The following is a 17,507-nucleotide window of genomic DNA, read 5'->3' as shown; positions in this document are numbered from 1 at the left end:
ATGCCTGACGCCCCCTCTTTCCTCCCCCCGCCCTCTCCCGACGGAGGCACAGTCATGTCCCACACCCTTGCCCGACACCCCGACGCGGGGGCCGACACCCCGGCGCGGCCGAACGCCGTGGTGGCGGTGCTGGCGCTGGCCGGGATCGTCGTCGCGCTGATGCAGACGCTGGTCATCCCGATCGTGCCGGAGCTGCCGAAGCTGCTGGACGCGCCGGCGTCGGACACCGCGTGGGCGGTGACCGCCACCCTGCTCGCCGCGGCCGTGGCGACGCCGGTCGTGGGACGGCTCGGCGACATGTTCGGCAAGCGGCGGATGCTGCTGCTCAGCATCGTGCTGCTGGTGTCCGGCTCGGTGGTCTGCGGACTGGCCGACTCGCTCGTCCCGATGATCATCGGGCGTGGGCTCCAGGGACTGGCGGCCGCCGTCATCCCGCTCGGCATCAGCATCATGCGGGACGTCCTGCCCGCCGAGCGCCTCGCCGGCTCGACCGCGCTGATGAGCGCCTCCCTCGGTGTCGGCGGCGCCCTCGGCCTGCCCTCCGCCGCGTTCATCGCCGACAACTGGGACTGGCACCTCCTCTTCTGGACCTCCGCCGCCCTGGGCGCCCTGTCCTTCCTGCTGGTCCTGATCGTCGTACCGGAGTCGAAGGTGCGCACCGGTGGCCGTTTCGACCTGGTCGGATCGCTCGGGCTGTCCGCCGGACTGGTCTCGTTGCTGCTGGCCGTCTCCAAGGGCGGCGACTGGGGCTGGACGAGCGGGACGACGCTGGGGCTGTTCGCCGCCGCGGTAGTGATCCTCGCCTCGTGGGGCTTCTACGAGCTGAAGGCCAAGCAGCCGCTGGTCGATCTGCGGACCACCGCCCGGCCGCAGGTGCTCTTCACCAACCTGGCCTCGGTCGCGCTCGGCTTCTCGATGTTCGCGATGTCGCTGGTCCTGCCGCAGCTGCTCCAGCTGCCCGAGCAGACCGGCTACGGCCTCGGCAGGTCCATGATGACCGTCGGTCTGGTGCTGGCCCCGCAGGGCCTGGTGATGATGGCCATGTCCGCCGTGTCCGCCGCGCTCACCAAGGCCAAGGGGCCGAAGGTGACGCTGATGGTCGGCGCGCTGATCGTCGCCGCCGGTTACGGCCTCAACATCGTCCTGATGAGCGAGGTCTGGCACCTCATCCTGGTCTCCTGCATCATCGGCGGCGGTGTCGGCTTCACCTACGGCGCGATGCCCGCCCTGATCATGGGCGCGGTGCCGGAGTCCGAGACGGCCGCCGCCAACAGCCTCAACACGCTGATGCGCTCACTGGGCACCTCGTTCGCCAGCGCCCTCGCCGGCGTCATCCTCGCCCAGATGACCACCGACTTCGGCGGCTACGCCCTCCCCTCCGAGAACGGCTTCAAGGTCGTCATGGCCATCGGCGCCGGCGCCGCCCTCCTCGCCTTCCTCCTCGCCTCCTTCATCCCGAAGCACCGCCAGGCCGTCCGCGCCCCGGAGGGCCCGGCCGGGGAAGGTCCGGCCGGGGAAGGTCCGGCCGGGGAAGGTCCGGCCGGCGAGCGGGCGGAGGTCGCCGGGGCGGCCAAGGCGTGACCCGCGCAGCCCTCGCACAGCGAACGCGAAACCCCCGGGCCCTGGGCCTGGGGGTTCGTTGCCGTCGAGGGCGAGGCTTCCGTTACGGCGCGTTGATCAGGTCGTGCGGCGGTACCTGGACCGTGCGGGCGCCCTCCTTGCCACCGAGGATCACCTTGCGCAGGGCGATGTTGTTCTTGTGGTTGGTCTCCTGGAGACGGTTCTCCGGGTTGGCGACGACCTGGATGTAGTACGTGCCGTTCGGCAGGTCGGTGATGTCGAAGGACTGGCCGGGACGGTACTGGGTGTACGTGTCGCCGGAGCCGACGTCGAGGACCTCACGCACGGAGATGGCGTCCTGCGAACCGCACGCGGTGGACAGGTCGGTGTTCCTCGGGGCCCAGTTGGCGTTCTTCACCGTGTAGTCGATGGCGTCGGTGTTGGCCAGGCAGAACGCCTCCTTGCCGGAGCGCACCTGCTTGGACTGGTCCGCGCTGAGCAGGCGGTAGCTGGCGAAGTCCGTGAAGTGCCAGTGCTCGTGGCCCTCGCGCGGGTCCCACTCCATGGTGCCGGTGGGGGCGTAGCCGATCTGCTTGCCCTTGGCGTCGTAGAAGTACTGGTACGCGTCCATCAGGTCGGCGCCGGGCTTGCGGAAGCCGTCGACGACGAGGGGCGCGGGGCCCGCGTTCCAGACGTTGGCGCTGAAGGCGAGGTAGTCCTTGCCGGGTACGTCGCCGTCCTCGCCGTCGGTGATGGCGATGTCCCAGGCGGGCAGCGACCGCAGGTCCGGCTTGGGCACGTTCTTCGCGACGCCCGCCTTGCCGGTGGGCCGCTTGGCGTTGGCCTTCAGCGCGGACGCGATGCGGGAGCCGTCGGTGTGGTCGGCGCCGTCGCCCAGGTGCTTGGCGCGGCCCCGGTCGACGAGGGCGTAGGGAAGCTCGGGCGGCGTCGGGGCGTCGGCGCCGCGCGGGCCGAAGTGGTGGCCGTCCTGGGCCTGCTGTCCGGCCGGGGCGGACTGCGCTGCGTGGCCGCCACCGTGGCCACCGTGGCCACCGTGGCCACCGTGGTGACCGGAGGACGACGAGATCTTCGACGGGGCCAGGCCGACGCCCCCGCCGCCCTCGCCGCCCTCGCCGCCTTCGGGGTCCTCCCGTACCGTCACCTTGATGGTCGGCCGGTCGTCGGGGATGCCGAACAGGGTGCGGTACTTCTTCGCCACCCGCACCTGGGCGGTGTACTCGCCCACCGGCAGGTCCACCGTCCTGTCGTAGTCCCAGTTGGTGGTGTTGGTGGCCCAGCCCTTCTCGACTCCCCACACCGAGCCCAGCGTCCACGGGTTGGTGGAGCAGCTCTGCGGATAGTGGTTGGTCGCCGGGGCGTTCGGGCGGATCCGGCCCGAGGCGTTGTTCGGACAGAAGTTCCCCTTGCTCTTCACCACCTCGTCCCCGGCCGCGTTCTTGACCGAGATCTCCAGGAAGCCGGGCAGCCCGGAGAAGTCGTCGACCGTCCCGGCGGGCAGGGTCTTCGTCTTCACGGTCTTGCCGTTGCGGAGGATCTGCTTGGCGACGATCGGGGTCTTGTACGACTTCCGTGTCACCTGGAACTCCAGGGGCGCGTTGTCGACCGAGACGTACGTGCCGAGCTGCAGGCTGACGCCCTCGTCCCACTCGTAGCGGGTGAGCGTCACGGACTTCGACGCGGCGATCAGCTTGATCTGCGGCTTCCCGGGCGTCGCGGCGGGCGCGGCACCGGCGCCGGGGGCTGCTCCGGCCATGGCGGCCACCACGGTGAGCGACGCCAGGGCGGCGAGGCCGGGGCGCTTCAGGCGGCTGAGACGGTCCTGACCTCTCGTCCGGCCGGTCGCTCCCTCGGCCGCCCCGTCGTTCACCGGACTGTTCGGACTGTTCGGACTGGTCATCTGGCTGGTCATCGATTCCTCGTCTTCGAGTGCCATGGTCAGTGGCATCGGACTGGACAACCCACGGACGACGGCCGGCCGGACCGGTCGGCCGACCGGAAGCCCGGCCGACCGCACGGGCGCGCCCCAACACGCCTCGGGCGGGCCGGACTCGACCCGTCCGCTCTGTGAGCAACCTGTGAGACCGGTAAATGGCGCGCGCGGGTTGCCTGTTGAAGCGGAATTCGCCGAAAGGGGGCGTGAGCACGCGTCAAACACATGCCGGCACATCCCTGCGGAACCGGCCCCAAGTCCCCGGCGAATCCACGCAGGAGCGCCACACAGCCTGCACACAGCCCTGAGAATGCCTCGTTAGCGTTGCTGACGGCTCGATCCGCTCGATCCCACGTGCGAACGTGGCGTGACCGGCCCTGCGGCCCGGCGGGTCGACGGCATGTCAACACAGGAAGACCTCGATGGACTACTGCACCTCATGTCGCCGACATCTCAACGGCGCCCTCGTGTGCCCCGGCTGCGGCGCCTACGCGCCCGACATAGCCCCGGCCACGATCGACAGCCGCGTCGCCCCGTCCCGGCCGACCGGGACGGCGGCCGGGTCGGTCGTGATCCCGCTGCCTCCGACGACACCGGCGGCACCGATCGTGCCGACACTGCCGGCGGCGATCTGGGGGTACGGGGCGACGGACGACGGTTGGCTCGACGGGCCGGTGGCGGACGAACCGAGGGCGGACGGGTTCACGGCTGAAGGGTTCGCGGCCGACGGGTTCGCGGCCGACGGGCCGACGTCCGGCATCAGGGACGCCGAGGTGGGGACGGACGCGGACGCCGTCGCCGACATGGACGTGGACGTGGCGGGTGTTCCGGCGGCGCCGCAGGGGCGGGCCGCGCGGCGGCGCCAGGTGGCGCGGTGGAAGAAGAACCAGCGCCGGGCCGTGGTCGCGACCGCGGTCGCGCTGGTCGGCGGCGGTCTGACCGTGCTGGGGATGGACCGGCAGTCCACCGACCGCACCCAGGCGGCCACGGCACCGGACGCCGAGAGCCTGGGCTCCGTCGAGGAACAGGGCTCGCAGCGCGGCCGTACGCCGGCGACGGAGACCGACGACGCGCGGCGCACCGCGGACACCCCCACCACGTGGTCCCCGTCCGGCGACACCTCCCGTGACCGCTCTGCCGCGGACCGGCCGAACTCCCGCCCGAACCACCCCGACTCGCCCCACACGACGTCGGCCGAGCAGTCCGCCCAGAAGGCCCGGACCGGCTCCTCCACCACCGACGGGACGGCCACCGACACCGCCACCCCGACGGACGAGACGACCACACCCCCGGCCACCGACGACTCCGGCTCCTCGGCGGACACCGGCACGAACACGGGCTCGGACACCGGCACCGGGACCGACTCCGGTGCGGACTCCTCGGGAAGCGGCACCGACACCGGCTCGGACAGCGGGACGGAGACGGGGACCTCGGACGGTTCCGGCTCCGACACGGCGACGACGTCACCTTCGGGGCTGTGCCTGCTCGGCATCGTGTGCGTGAGCTGACGTACGGCCGTACGACCGACCGGCTGCACAGGGGCTGACCGCTGCCAGGCGGTCAGCCCTTCTCCGTCCCCACCGGCGCTCTTCCGTCAGTGCTCGTCGGCGCTCTCTGCGCCTCAGCGCCCCTGCGCCTCAGCGCCCCTGCCCCTCAGTGCCCCTGCCCCTCAGTGCTCGTCGGCCATCGGGCGTGGCCATGAACGTCCGCTGACGCGTTCGATGTCGGTGTTGAAACGCTCCAGGTCGGCGACGAAGCGCCGGAGGCGTTCGGCGGGCCAGTCGGCGATGACACCGGTGAGTCCGACGACGAACTCCTCGCGCTGCTCGGCGAGACGCGCCGACCCCTTGTCGGTGACACGGAACTTGCGCGCCACTCCCCCGTCGGGGTCGAGGGTCCGCTCCACCAGGCCCTCCCGCAGGAGCGCCGAGGTCTGCCGGGTGAACGTGGACGCGTTGAACCCGAACGCCTCCACGAAGTCCGGGATGGACATGGGCCCTTGGGCCTCAAGTCTGGTGAGCAGGACGTAGGCGCTGCGGTCCAGGGCACCGCCGCCGCGGACGCCACGGGGCGTCGACGTCTCGCGGTTCCGCGTCAGGATCAACAGCTCCCGCTCGATACGCTCCCCCGCCTCTCGGGCATCCACCGGTCTCCTCCTGCCTGTCAGGCCTCCATGGGCCCCTCACCCTACGTCGAAATTGCGCCATGCACGGAGAGTGCATGATGCACCATCGATGCATCATGCACTCTCGCGACCGCTTCTCGCACTGGTCCGACGCGTTCCCGAACGTCAGCCGTTTCCCGAAGGAGGAGACGCGGGCCACCTTCACGGAGCTCGCGCGGTACATGGCCGAACTCGTCGCGGCGAAGCGGGCCGAGCCGGGCGAGGATCTGCTCAGCGTGCTGATCGTGGAGAGCGCCGCGCCGCCGGCGGCCGAACGGCTCACCGAGGCCGAACTCCTCGCCACCGGCATGGGGTTGCCGGCGGCCGGCCACGAGACCACCGCGAACGTGATCGGCAAGACGGCCGCGCTGCTGAAGGTCCACGTCGACGAGACGAAATGCTGCGGCGCCCGCCAATGCGTCCTGATCGCCCTGAGATCTTCGACCAACGGGACGAGGACGGCATCGTCGTACTCCTCGACCCGGCCCCCACCCCGCCCCACCACCCGGCCGTCCGCGAGGCGGCGGCGGTCTGCCCGGCGGCGGCGGTCACCCTCGACGACGGGACATGAGCCACCGGCCCGCCGACACCTGCCTCGGCGAGCCCCCGTCCGCCTCCCTGCCCGCTATCCCCTCGCCGCCCGATGCGGCCCCAACTCAGCCAGTACGTCTCCGAGTTGCTCGGCGGTGAGGGCTGACCCGGGCAGGGGCGGCGGGGGTGTGGCCGTGGATGCGGGCGGGCGGAGGCTGTCCAGGAGGAGGGCCAAGGGGCGGCGCCAGGCGTCGGGATCGGTCGCGGTGGTGAGTGCGGGGACGGCACGGCCCAGGGCGGCGAGGGCGAAGAGGACGTCGTCGGTGGTGATGTCGGCCCGGACCGTGCCCTCGTCGCGGCCTCGCTCCAGCAGGTGGTCCACGGTCCGCCGATTGTGCTCGTGCACGTCCTCAAGGACGTCGACGCCCCGCACGTGCGTGGTCATGAGGTCGTTCGTGCCCCGGTCGGCCGCCAGCGTGTCGAAGACCGCCCCGAGGTATTCGTGCAGCCCGGTCCAGGCGTCCGGCGCGTCGCGGACCCGGTCCCCGATGGCCATCGTGCCGGCGAGCTGGTCGTGGAAGACGGCCTCGATGAGGGTGGCGCGGCTCGGGAAGTGCCGGTAGAGCGTCGCGTTCCCCACCCCCGCCCGGCGGGCGATCACATCCAGCGGCGCTTCGAGGCCCTGCTCGGTGAACACCTCGTGGGCCGCCGCCACCAGCAGCTCCCGGTTCCGCTGCGCGTCACGCCGCCGCGGCGACGGTGTCGCACGGCCCGCACCGACGGTCATCCTGATCCTCCGCGATAAACGGGGACTCCACCCCGGTGCCGATGCCCCGATGTTATCGTCGAGCCAGAAAACGGGGAGCACTCCCCACATCCCTGTTCCCCTCCGGGACACGGCACGGGAGGTACGGCGTGGGCGGCGGTACGGCACTGGTACTCGGCGGCGGAGGCCCGGTCGGCTGGGCGTGGATGAGCGGGGTGCTCGCCGGCCTCACGGACGCCGGTGTCGACCTCGACCGGGCGGACGTCGTCATCGGCACCTCGGCGGGCGCGATCCTCGGCTCCCGGCTGGCGACCGGCGAGACACCGGGCGAGATCTACCAGCGCCAGCTCGTCGGCGCCGACCGGATCGCCATGAAGGTCACCCTCTCCCAGACCCTCCGCTTCCTCCGGGCGGCCCTCGGGTCCCGCGACCCCGACCGCTCCGTACGCCGCCTCGCCCGCGCCGCCCTGGCCGCCCACCCCGAACCCGACCCCGGCTTCCTCGACGTCCTACGGCCGCTCCTGCACGGCGCTGAGGACGGCGGACCGGCAGAGACGACGGGGCGCACCAGGCAGACGGAGGCTCGCCCACCACACATGACTCGCCCAGCGCACACGACTCGCGCGGCCCACCCGACAGGCGGCTGGCCCGCACGAGGCCTGCGCATCACCGCGGTGGACGCCCTGACCTGCGAGGTGACCGCCTTCGACGCCACCTCACAGGTCACGCTGCTCGAAGCGGTGGCCGCCAGTTGTGCCGTACCGCTGGTCTCGGCGCCCGTCGCGGCGGCCGGCCGTCGCTGGCTGGACGGCGGCTGCCGCTCCACCGCCAACATCGACCTGGCCGGCGGCTACGAACGTGTCCTGGCCGTCGCGCCGATCCCGAAGGCCGTGGGCCCCCACCCCAGCTCCTGGCAGCAGGCCGCCGAACTCTCCGCCGGGGGCACCGCCGTGGTCCTCCTCACCCCGGACTCCGTCTCCCGCCGGGCGATGGGCCGCGACATGACCGCCGACTCCCGCCGCCCTGCCGCGGCCCGCGCCGGCCACGCGCAGGCGACGGAGGCGGCAGGGCACGTAGCCGAGATCTGGCACGGCCGCGCGCAGCCGGGCGCGGCGGGGGAACCCGAGGACCGTTGACAGCCCAGCACCCGCAGCCGAGAACCCGCAACCGCGACTCACCACCCACGGCCTACACCTCAGAACTCGGAGTTCGGGAGCACACCCCCTGCACGCCCCCTCCACCCACAGCACGGCGCCTACCACCCACCACCCACCACCACGCGAACTGCGAACTGCGAACCGCCGAACCTCGAACCGCGAACCGAAAGGCGACGACCAGGCCATGCGAGCACCCACCCTGGACGAACTGGCCCCCGACGGACACGACTTCGCGACCGACCCCCACCCCGTCTACGCGACCCTGCGCGCGAAGGGCCCCGTGCACCGGGTGCACATCCCGCAGACGGGTGACTGCTGGCTGGTGCTGAGCCGGGACGCCGCTCGGGCCGCGCTGACGGACCCCCGGCTGAGCAACGACATCCGCCACTCCGCCTGGGACACGGACGGTGGCCACGCGATCGGCGTCAACATGCTCCAGAGCGACCCGCCGCGCCACACCCGCCTGCGCCGGTCGGTCGCCGCGCACTTCACCCCCGCCCGTACGGCGGCCCTGCGCCCCCGGATCGAGGAGATCACGGCAGACCTTCTGACGGAGCTGCCCACCGAGGGCACGGCCGACCTGGTGAGCCAGTACGCGCTCCCGCTTCCCGTGGCGGTGATCTGCGAGATCCTGGGCGTTCCCGACACGGACCGAAACGTCTTCCACGACTGGTCGACGGAGCTGGTGATGCCGACGTCACCGGAGGCGGCGGCAGGCGCGGCCGCGGCCCTCACGGACTACCTCACGGACCTGACGGCCCGGAAGATCGCCACCCCGGACGACACCCTGTTGAGCGAGCTGGCGGCGACGGTCCCCGAAGTCCTCTCCTCCGAGGAACTCCTGGGCATGGCCTTCCTGATCCTGGTCGCGGGCCACGAGACGACGGTCAACCTCATCTCGGCGACCGTCCACAGCCTGCTCACCCACCCCGGCCAACTGGCCGCACTGCGCGCAGACTTGACTCTCTGCGGCGCGGCGATCGAGGAGTCCCTCCGCTACAACTCCCCCGTCCACGGCACGGCGTTACGCTTCGCCGCCGAGCCCCTGGTCCTCGCCGACACCCCGATCTCCCCCGGCGACGCCGTCCAGATCTCCCTGGCCGCCGCCTCCCGGGACCCCGCGCACTTCCCGGCCCCCGACCACTTCGACCTCACCCGCCGCCCCCACTCCCACCTCGCCTTCGGCCACGGCCTCCACCACTGCCTCGGCGCCCCCCTCGCCCGCACCGAGGCCACCGTCGCCCTACGCCTCCTCCTCGGACACCACCCCCACCTCACCCTCGCCACCACCCCCGACACCCTCACCTGGCGAACCAGTGCCCTCCTTCGGGGACTGCCGGAACTGCCGGTCCGCCTGGGCTGATGCGCAGGCCGCGGCCCGGGTCGGCCGACGGCGGTCACGGTCCGTTCCGCCGACGGGGCCCGCCGAGGAGCCGGACGGTCGAGGTGGACCACGACCGAGGTGTAGAACCGGTGCACGGCGTCGTCGACGCCGCGGATGAGACCGTCCGCTCCAAGGCCCCGGTGACCGGTCCGTGCGCACGCCGGAGGAAGCTTGGCCATGTGTCGTTGCCCCCCAACTTTCAAGGAGACGACCGGAGATGACGAAGCGTCTGGTGCGTAGAGCGGTGTTGCGTGGTGGGCTGGGCGGAGGGCTGGCCCTGGCCGGGATCGGGGCCGGGGGCGGGAGCGCCTGGGCCGCCGGTGCCGGGGAGGGGCGGCGTGGGGCCGCCGGTGGGGGCGGGGAGGTGTATGTGCCGATCGCGGTCGGGGCCGGGGGCGGGCCCGTCGGAAGTGATCGGGTGCATGTGCTGAAGGTGGGGCCGCGGGACGCGGGGACCGTGGTGGTGCTGGTGCCGGGGATGTTCGGGGCGGCGAACGACTTCCGGCTGATGGCTCGGGATCTGGTGGCCTCGGTGCCCGGGATCCAGGTGTGGGCCGTCGACCGGCGCGAGGAGAACCTCGCCGACCGGAGCGGGTTCGGGGGCGGGGACCCGGATCCCGTCGGGTACTACCTCGACGGGCGGTACCGGACGCTGGAGCCCGCCTCCGCCGGGTACTTCGGGCGGTGGGGGCTGGAGCGGACCCTCGACGACCTGCGGTGTGTCGTGCTCGCCGCTCGCGCGGGCGGACGGCGGCGGGTCGTGCTCGGCGGGCACTCCTGGGGTGCGACCAGCGCGCTGGCGTACGCGGCCTGGGACTTCGGCGGACGGGCCGGGTACCGGGACCTCGTGGGGCTGGCGGTCCTCGACGGGGGTGTGCGCGGGGCGTTCGAGGGGAGCGGAGCGCCCGTACAGGACTCGCCGGAGGAGGTGCGGGAGCGGCTCGCGGCGATCGCCGGCGGGCGGGTCCTCGACATGACGCTCAGCGCGGTCGGGCTCGGCAGCCGGGCGGAGAGCACACAGATCTGGTACCAGCTCGCCGGGTGGTACGCCCACCACGACCCCGAGGGGCGGTCCGTACTGCAGGACCGGGTGCCGGAGGCGCTGCGGGTGCCGTTCCCGGTGACCAACGCCGCGCTGCTCGGCTCCTTCGTCGACGCCGGGTTCGGCTGGCCGAACGACATCAGCGTCCACTCCGGCCACCTGGCGGCCGACGCCGACGCCAGTGGCGTACGGGGGTGGGTCGATGACGGGATCACGCCGATCGGGCGGGTCGCGGAGGCGTACGCGGGGCCGGTGCCCGGCGTGTGGGAGTGGTACTGGCCCGCCCGGCTCTCCGTCGACCTGGACGTGAGCGACGCCTACGCCGACACCGACCTCGCCCGCTCCCTCGGGCTGCGCCTGCGGCACGCCCCGGGCCTCGACATACCCCTCTACGCCTTCCAGACCAGCGCCTACAAAGGCACCGCCGTGGAGAGCGCCCGCCGCGTCGTCGCCGAGTCCCGTGTCCCGTACGCCGCCTACGAGTCCGACGAGGGCATGAACCACCTCGACCCGCTCTTCGCCGCCACGGCACACAACACGGCCACGCACACGCTGGCGGAGTTCCTGCGGAGGGTGGGGACGGCCGGGTGACCGGGGCGGGATGACCTCGTCGACGACCCTGCGGGGCCGTGCCGCCGCACGGCCCCGCAGGCGTGGCCCGTCTCAGAGGCCCACCGTCTTCGCGACGCCGGCCCGACGGCCGGGGCGGTACCCGTGCGTCAGGAGTAGATCATCGGGCAGCCGCGGCGGATCGAGTGCTGGGCGGCGCGCAGGTACAGGGCGACGTAGAAGGCCGTGTCGAGGTCGTCGGCCCACGGGCCCGGCCGGGTCGCGGCCAGTTCCTTCGCCGCTCCGTCCCGGAACCACATGGTCAGTTCGAGGTTCCCGCACACCGCGGGTGTCTCCGCGGGCAGCTCGACGACTGTCGCCAGCCGCTCCGCGGCGGCCAGCACCTGAGGCGCCCCGACGACCACGGTGGGCTCGCCGTCGGCCGAGTCGTACCCGGCCTCGACGTCCAACCGGATGTCCTCGTCGAGCGACAACGGCACCAGCACGGTCCAGCCCAGGAGGGTGTCCGTCTCCTCAGGGGTGAGGTGCGCGGCGCACAGCCTGGTGAACCCGTCCATCGGCGGTATCAGCTTCTCCTCGAAGGACAGCGAGGACAGCTTCGAGCCACGCGCGAAGGCCGCCTCCCCGGGCACCGACTCGTAGGCCGGCAGCCCCCGCCGCCCCAGCTCCTCGTCCAGCGCCGAGGCGACATGCCCCCAGTCGCCCTCGCCCCCACCGAACCATTGCTCCGCGCCGACGCTCACCAGATAGATGCCCATGGCCGGAACGTACTGCGCCCCACTGACACCCCGGGGGTGTAGCCGGCTACACCCCCGTTCCGGGAGAGGGCTCCCTCGTGGCGAGGGCCGCCGGACGGGATCGTCGAGGCACGAGGTCGAGCGGACCTCGCCGGCTCCTCCGAAAGGAAAACCCCCATGAAGGCCCTGCTCGGCTCGAAGCCCGTCCTGTGGTTCCTGTTCCTGTTCAACCTCACCGTCGCCGCGGTCGCCCCCTTCGTCGTCGACGGCGCGCAGGGCATGGCCACCGCCGTCGGCATGGGCATCGTGTCGCTCGGCGCCGGTGTCAGCCTCCTGCGCGGCCGGGGCGAGCGGCAGCGCGCCTGAGCGGCCCGTCCGGCGGATGACGTCGGCAGGGCTTCGCGATCGGGTCCCCACTTCGGCGCTCGTCCACAATCGCCCCGCCGGCCCCGGGTCACCGGGACGGTGATCCGGGAACCCGCGTCCAGGCGGCTGAGCCACGAGCGCTTCACACCCGTCGGCCGGCCACTTCGCTCACCGGTGTCCCCCGCCGGTTCACCCACGCGCCGATCAACGACCCGGGAAACCCATCGGCGCTGATCAAGCCATATTCCCTGGCCGGCAAGACCGTTGAGGGCTCAGCGGGCGGGGAGGGAAAGGCGCACCGGGCCAGGGAGAGGAAGGGAAAGGAAAGGAAAGGGAGTGTGGGGTGCGTCGGTTGGTTGGTCGGACTGGTGGTTCTGATCGCGGCGACGGCTCTCGCGTTCTGGTCGGTCCTCGGACCGTGGTTGTCGCGTTCTTGCGAACCCGGTTCGGCAACGGCTGCGCGAAAGCCTTCAATTGATCTTTGTGACCAGCAGATCAATGACCCGGAGCCTCGTCCCCAGCTGCATCATCGGCAGCTCCCACGACGCTCCGATCCTCACCGGCCATCACGACCCCGACAAGTTCGTGGAGGTGGCCTCCTTCACCAAAGTCATTACCGGAACCATCCTGCAGCAGCTCGCCGCACAAGGTGCGCTCACGCTTGACGATCCGGTCGAACGATGGCTCGGCGTCCCGGCAGGGACCGGTATCACCTTGCGCCACCTCGCTGAACACACCTCGGGTCTGCCTCGACTGCCCCCTGGTACCACCCGCCTGGACCCGTACCGGAAGTTCACCGACGACCGGCTGCACGAGTTGCTCTCAGGTCTCGACCGTCTCGTCGGCGCCCCCGCCGGCGAGCGCGAGGAGTACTCCAACTTCGGCTACGCGGTACTGGGGGCGGCGCTGACCGCGGCGACGGAACAGGAATACGGTGATCTCGTCGCCGTACACGTACTCGCCCCCCTCGGCCTGCCGCGCGACGCGATGAGCGCCCGACCCCCGCAGCACAGCCGGTTGGTGCCGACCACGGCGTTCGGGCGCAGCGCGAAACCGTGGACCATGTCGGGAGCCATCCTGCCCGCAGGCGGCCTGTGGGCCAGTCCCCGCACCCTGTCACGGGTGCTCACCGGCCTCGTGATCGAGCGCTCACTCGGCGAACCCGCACCCGGATGGCAGCGTACGGGGCCACTGCCCTTGATCTGGCACAACGGAGCCACAGGAACGGCATCGGTGTTCGCCGGTGCCGTGCCTGACGGCCGTTGGACAGTGGTCCACCGGCTGAACAGCTCGTACGAGGTGACGGACCGGGTCGGCCTGGACTACCTGCGCACAGCACGGTAGGCGCCTCTGAGAGGATGGCGCGGGCCATCACACGAAGAGGGGTCGGGCATGCTCGTGCTCATACTGTCCGTCGTCGTCCTGCTCGTCATCGGCGGCTGCGTCTGCGTCTTCTGGGCTGCTCGGGGGGACGCCCCGCGCTGGGTGCGTGGCGTGGCCACCGCGACCCTCCTCGGCGGCGAGCTGACCCGCAAGGCGAGCCGCGGCTCCGGCTCGCGCAGCACCGGCGACAGCACGACCCTCGGAGGGTCTGACCAGTCCTCCTGATCCCTGGGCCCCGTGCCCCGGGATCAGCCCGCCTCCCGTCACATCCGGTACGCGGCGGGGCACGTCCTCGACGCGCTGAAGAAGAGCGGGAGCCCCTGACGGCGTGACCGGCGGCGGTGGCCGCCGGCGCATGCGAAGGGGTCCCCTCGACAGGTTGGTGTCGAGGGGACCCCTTCGTACGTACGCTGCCTGCCGGCGATCAGTCCGTGCCGAACTCCATCGCGGCGCGGTCCAGCAGCTCGTCGGCGTCGGAGCCGGTGGTCTCGCCGCGGGAGGCGATGGCCTCGGCGCCGCCCTCGGGGAGCCGGCCGATGAGACCGGTGGCCGCGGCCTGGGCCGCGCCGATCGCGGGGCTGCCGGAGCCGAGGAGGCCGAGCACGGAGTACTGCTCCAGCTTGGCGCGGGAGTCGGCGATGTCGAGGTTGCGCATGGTCAGCTGGCCGATGCGGTCGACGGGGCCGAAGGCGGCGTCCTCGGTGCGCTCCATGGAGAGCTTGTCGGGGTGGTAGCTGAAGTGGGGGCCGGTGGTGTCGAGGATCGAGTAGTCCTCGCCGCGCCGCAGCCGCAGGGTGACCTCGCCGGTGACCGCGGAGCCGACCCAGCGCTGCAGGGACTCCCGGATCATCAGGGCCTGCGGGTCCAGCCAGCGGCCCTCGTACATCAGCCGGCCGAGGCGACGGCCCTCGGAGTAGTACTGCGCGAGGGTGTCCTCGTTGTGGATGGCGTTGACGAGGCGCTCGTACGCGGCGTGCAGGAGGGCCATGCCGGGGGCCTCGTAGATGCCGCGGCTCTTGGCCTCGATGATGCGGTTCTCGATCTGGTCGGACATGCCCAGGCCGTGGCGGCCGCCGATGGCGTTGGCCTCCATGACCAGGTCGACGGCGGAGGCGAACTCCTTGCCGTTGATGGTGACCGGGCGGCCCTGGTCGAAGCCGATCGTCACGTCCTCGGTGGCGATCTCGACCTCGGGGTCCCAGAACCGGACGCCCATGATCGGCTGGACGGTCTCCAGGCTCGTGTCCAGGTGCTCCAGGGTCTTGGCCTCGTGGGTGGCGCCCCAGATGTTGGCGTCGGTGGAGTACGCCTTCTCCGTCGAGTCCCGGTACGGCAGCTGGTGGGCGACCAGCCACTCGGACATCTCCTTGCGGCCACCGAGCTCGGTGACGAAGTCGGCGTCCAGCCAGGGCTTGTAGATGCGCAGGTGCGGGTTGGCGAGCAGGCCGTAGCGGTAGAACCGCTCGATGTCGTTGCCCTTGAAGGTCGAACCGTCGCCCCAGATCTGGACGTCGTCCTCCAGCATCGCCCGGACCAGCAGCGTGCCGGTGACGGCACGGCCGAGGGGGGTCGTGTTGAAGTACGCCCGCCCGCCGGAGCGGATGTGGAACGCGCCGCAGGTCAGCGCGGCCAGGCCCTCCTCGACCAGCGCGGCGCGGCAGTCGACCAGGCGCGCGATCTCGGCACCGTAGGTCTTCGCGCGGCCGGGCACCGAGGCGATGTCGGGCTCGTCGTACTGGCCGATGTCAGCCGTGTAGGTGCAGGGGACAGCACCCTTGTCGCGCATCCACGCGACGGCGACCGAGGTGTCGAGCCCGCCCGAGAAGGCGATGCCGACGCGCTCGCCGGCCGGAAGAGAGGTGAGGACCTTGGACATAGAAATATTATGCATGCCAACGCATGATCATGCAAAGCCGACCTCGGTGACGGCCCTCACGTCCCGAGTGCTCCGGTCAGATGTCGCCCGGCCCATCCGATCCGGCTCATCCGATCAGGAGGCACCCGGCCCTGCGCCACCCAATCTGCGGGTGCCCGGTCACGTGTCGCCCGACCCTGCGGCGCCCGACCCTGCGACGCCCGTCCCTGCGACGCCCGGCCCTGCGGCGCCCGGTCACGTGTCGCCCGACCCTGCGGCGCCCGACCCGACGTCACCCGACCCTGCGACGCCCGACCCTGCGACGCCCGGCCCGACGTCACCCGGTCAGGGCGTCACCCGGTCAGGGCCTCGCCCGGTCAGGCGTCGTCGAGTTCGGTGAAGAGGGTCAGCTGAAGGTCGCCGGGGGCTTCGAGGCGGGCGTTCAGGGAGTTCCAGGGGGTGCGGGTCGGTTCGGCGATCACCTCGGCGCCGGCCGCCGCCAGTCTCGCCGTGGTCGCGGTCGAGTCGTGCACCTGGAAGGCGACCCGGATGTGACCGGCCACGCGACGGCCGACCTCCACCTCGTCGATGAACGCCGCGTGGTTCGGATCGGTGATCTCCAGCGTCGCCCGGCCCGCTTCGAGGATCGACACCCGCCCGCCGTCGGACGAGAACGCCGCCCGCTCGGGAAGACCCAGCACATCGCGGTAGAAGTGCAGCGCGGCGTCGTAGTCGGCGGCCGTGACGACCAGACGGAGTTCGCGGACGGCGGGTTCGTCGGACACAACGGCTCCTGGATGACTCGGGGTCGGGCGGCGGGACGGCGATTGTAAAGTCACCGGCCATGGCTGAGGACTGGCGGAACGAGCGGATCGGAAGCGCGCTCAGGGGTGCGAACCCGACCGTGTTGCGGAGGCTCACGGCCGGGTTCGCGGTGATCGGGGACACGCAGTTCCTGCCGGGGTACTGCGTGCTGCTCGTGGACGACCCGGCGGTGGGGCGGCTGTCGGAGCTGCCGAGGGACGCGCGGACCGCGTTCCTCGCGGACCTGGACCGGCTGGGCGAGGCCGTCGAGCGGGCCTGCGGGCGGCTGGATCCGGCGTTCCGGCGGGTCAATCTGGAGATCCTCGGGAACACGGACCCGTTTCTGCACGCGCATGTGTGGCCGCGCTACGAGTGGGAGCCGGCGGAGCTGGTCGGCAGGCCGGTGTGGCTGTATCCGCGTGAGCGGTGGAGCGACGACCGGTACGCGCTCGGCCCGCCCCACGACGAGCTGCGCGAGGCGATCGGCGCCGAGCTGGACCGCCTCGCGAACAACCCGGCCCCCTGACCGCCGCGCGATACCCGACCGGCCCCCCGCCTCACGAGGCCGACCAGCCCCTCGCCCCGCGCGAGCCGACCGCCCCCACCCCCTCACGAGACCGACCGAACCCTCAGAGGAGCCCCGGCGGCAACGTGGCCCCCGTCCCCGCCAGGTGCCGCAGGGCCGCCGCGATCGAGTGGCAGTCGAAGAGAGCCGAGTGTTCGTCGCCCGGGGCGGGCCGGGGAAGGCCCAGGGCCTGCCACAGGCGGCCCGAGTTGCTGCCTGTCGTCGCCGGGGCGACGGTGTTCAGCCAGGGGCGGATGTTGAGGAAGCCGGGGTTGAGGGCGTTGTGCCTGATCGCCTCGCCCCGGGCCCGCGCCCAGCCGATGTTCTCGCCGAGGACGAGCATGTCGTTGCCGTAGGAGAGCACGGACCGCCCCTGGCAGAAGGCGAGGAAGTCGCTCAGGGCACGGGCGGGCGGCAGTCCCTCCCGGTCGACCGTCCGCTGGTCGATCCCGGTGAGGGTGGTGAAGAACGGCGAGAGCCGGGGATTCACCACCGGCCGGACCAGCGTCTCGTACTCCTCGACGACGGAGTACTCCTCGCTCAGCCGCAGCGCGCCGATCTGCACGATCTCCCGCAACTGGCCGGGGGCCGACCAGTCCTGGTCCATGGCCCCCGGCCAGGTCGTGAACTCCAGGTCGAAGATGACGAAGGTGGGCAAAACGCTACTCTCCC

General features: G+C 72.0%; 16 protein-coding genes and 1 pseudogene. 10 read left to right on the top strand and 7 right to left on the bottom strand.

Annotated features, from left to right (window positions below):
* The first annotated feature begins 54 nt into the window (after positions 1-54).
* Positions 55-1,581 (top strand): MFS transporter, encoded by a 1,527-nt coding sequence (locus OG858_RS24085; protein ID WP_328544466.1) that lies wholly within the window; start codon positions 55-57, stop codon positions 1,579-1,581.
* Positions 1,582-1,663: 82 nt separating this feature from the next.
* Here OG858_RS24085 and OG858_RS24080 read toward each other — a convergent pair whose 3' ends face one another.
* Positions 1,664-3,514: a lysyl oxidase family protein gene (locus OG858_RS24080; RefSeq protein ID WP_328544467.1), complete on the bottom strand. Its 1,851-nt coding sequence runs from the start codon at positions 3,512-3,514 to the stop codon at positions 1,664-1,666.
* 419 nt (positions 3,515-3,933) lie between these two features.
* Between OG858_RS24080 and OG858_RS24075 the strand changes: the two genes are divergently transcribed.
* Positions 3,934-5,019: an SCO2400 family protein gene (locus OG858_RS24075; RefSeq protein ID WP_319260558.1), complete on the top strand. Its 1,086-nt coding sequence runs from the start codon at positions 3,934-3,936 to the stop codon at positions 5,017-5,019.
* Between the two features lie 161 nt (positions 5,020-5,180).
* Here OG858_RS24075 and OG858_RS24070 read toward each other — a convergent pair whose 3' ends face one another.
* Positions 5,181-5,657 carry a MarR family winged helix-turn-helix transcriptional regulator gene (locus tag OG858_RS24070; protein WP_319067706.1) on the bottom strand — a complete coding sequence of 159 codons (477 nt, stop codon included), beginning with the start codon at positions 5,655-5,657 and terminating at the stop codon, positions 5,181-5,183.
* Positions 5,658-6,046: 389 nt separating this feature from the next.
* On the opposite strand from OG858_RS24070, the pseudogene OG858_RS24065 reads away from it, so the two are divergent.
* Positions 6,047-6,246: pseudogene (locus OG858_RS24065) on the top strand (ferredoxin).
* A 54-nt stretch (positions 6,247-6,300) separates the two neighbouring features.
* Here OG858_RS24065 and OG858_RS24060 read toward each other — a convergent pair.
* On the bottom strand, positions 6,301-6,993 hold the full coding sequence (locus OG858_RS24060; RefSeq protein WP_086753965.1) for a TetR/AcrR family transcriptional regulator: 693 nt from the start codon (positions 6,991-6,993) through the stop codon (positions 6,301-6,303).
* Between the two features lie 185 nt (positions 6,994-7,178).
* On the opposite strand from OG858_RS24060, the gene OG858_RS24055 reads away from it, so the two are divergent.
* The 3 genes from OG858_RS24055 to OG858_RS24045 all read left to right on the top strand — a co-directional run bounded on the left by OG858_RS24055 (position 7,179) and on the right by OG858_RS24045 (position 11,146).
* Positions 7,179-8,108: a patatin-like phospholipase family protein gene (locus OG858_RS24055; protein ID WP_408059486.1), complete on the top strand. Its 930-nt coding sequence runs from the start codon at positions 7,179-7,181 to the stop codon at positions 8,106-8,108.
* Between the two features lie 205 nt (positions 8,109-8,313).
* On the top strand, positions 8,314-9,492 hold the full coding sequence (locus tag OG858_RS24050) for a cytochrome P450 family protein (RefSeq protein WP_319260547.1): 1,179 nt from the start codon (positions 8,314-8,316) through the stop codon (positions 9,490-9,492).
* Positions 9,493-9,730: 238 nt separating this feature from the next.
* Positions 9,731-11,146 carry an alpha/beta hydrolase gene (locus OG858_RS24045; protein WP_328544469.1) on the top strand — a complete coding sequence of 472 codons (1,416 nt, stop codon included), beginning with the start codon at positions 9,731-9,733 and terminating at the stop codon, positions 11,144-11,146.
* Between the two features lie 128 nt (positions 11,147-11,274).
* Here OG858_RS24045 and OG858_RS24040 read toward each other — a convergent pair whose 3' ends face one another.
* The gene (locus OG858_RS24040; protein WP_319067701.1) at positions 11,275-11,883 is read right to left on the bottom strand and encodes a hypothetical protein; all 609 of its coding nucleotides are present in this window, start codon (positions 11,881-11,883) and stop codon (positions 11,275-11,277) included.
* A gap of 156 nt (positions 11,884-12,039) precedes the next feature.
* Between OG858_RS24040 and OG858_RS24035 the strand changes: the two genes are divergently transcribed.
* The 3 genes from OG858_RS24035 to OG858_RS24025 all read left to right on the top strand — a co-directional run bounded on the left by OG858_RS24035 (position 12,040) and on the right by OG858_RS24025 (position 13,836).
* Positions 12,040-12,228: a hypothetical protein gene (locus OG858_RS24035; protein WP_086749247.1), complete on the top strand. Its 189-nt coding sequence runs from the start codon at positions 12,040-12,042 to the stop codon at positions 12,226-12,228.
* Positions 12,229-12,711: 483 nt separating this feature from the next.
* Complete coding sequence (locus OG858_RS24030) at positions 12,712-13,572, top strand: serine hydrolase domain-containing protein (protein ID WP_256960542.1); 861 nt, start codon at positions 12,712-12,714, stop codon at positions 13,570-13,572.
* 48 nt (positions 13,573-13,620) lie between these two features.
* Positions 13,621-13,836, top strand: coding sequence for a hypothetical protein (locus OG858_RS24025; RefSeq protein WP_086749245.1), 216 nt, complete (start codon positions 13,621-13,623; stop codon positions 13,834-13,836).
* Positions 13,837-14,035: 199 nt separating this feature from the next.
* Here the strand turns inward: OG858_RS24025 and argG are convergent, their stop codons facing one another.
* Both argG and OG858_RS24015 read right to left on the bottom strand, forming a co-directional pair.
* Positions 14,036-15,487 (bottom strand): argininosuccinate synthase, encoded by a 1,452-nt coding sequence (gene argG / locus OG858_RS24020; RefSeq protein ID WP_086749246.1) that lies wholly within the window; start codon positions 15,485-15,487, stop codon positions 14,036-14,038.
* Between the two features lie 356 nt (positions 15,488-15,843).
* A complete protein-coding gene (locus tag OG858_RS24015) occupies positions 15,844-16,251 on the bottom strand; it encodes a VOC family protein (RefSeq protein WP_319067700.1) in 408 nt (135 codons plus the stop codon).
* A 59-nt stretch (positions 16,252-16,310) separates the two neighbouring features.
* On the opposite strand from OG858_RS24015, the gene OG858_RS24010 reads away from it, so the two are divergent.
* Positions 16,311-16,796 carry an HIT family protein gene (locus OG858_RS24010; RefSeq protein WP_319260537.1) on the top strand — a complete coding sequence of 162 codons (486 nt, stop codon included), beginning with the start codon at positions 16,311-16,313 and terminating at the stop codon, positions 16,794-16,796.
* 103 nt (positions 16,797-16,899) lie between these two features.
* Here the strand turns inward: OG858_RS24010 and OG858_RS24005 are convergent, their stop codons facing one another.
* Positions 16,900-17,493, bottom strand: coding sequence for a 3'-5' exonuclease (locus OG858_RS24005; RefSeq protein WP_319067698.1), 594 nt, complete (start codon positions 17,491-17,493; stop codon positions 16,900-16,902).
* Positions 17,494-17,507: the final 14 nt, after the last annotated feature.

This window comes from Streptomyces europaeiscabiei (assembly GCF_036346855.1).
Taxonomy (GTDB): Bacteria; Actinomycetota; Actinomycetes; order Streptomycetales; family Streptomycetaceae; genus Streptomyces; species Streptomyces europaeiscabiei.
Note: the sequence above shows the minus strand (reverse complement) of the source record. Positions and strands in the feature narration are given on the sequence as shown.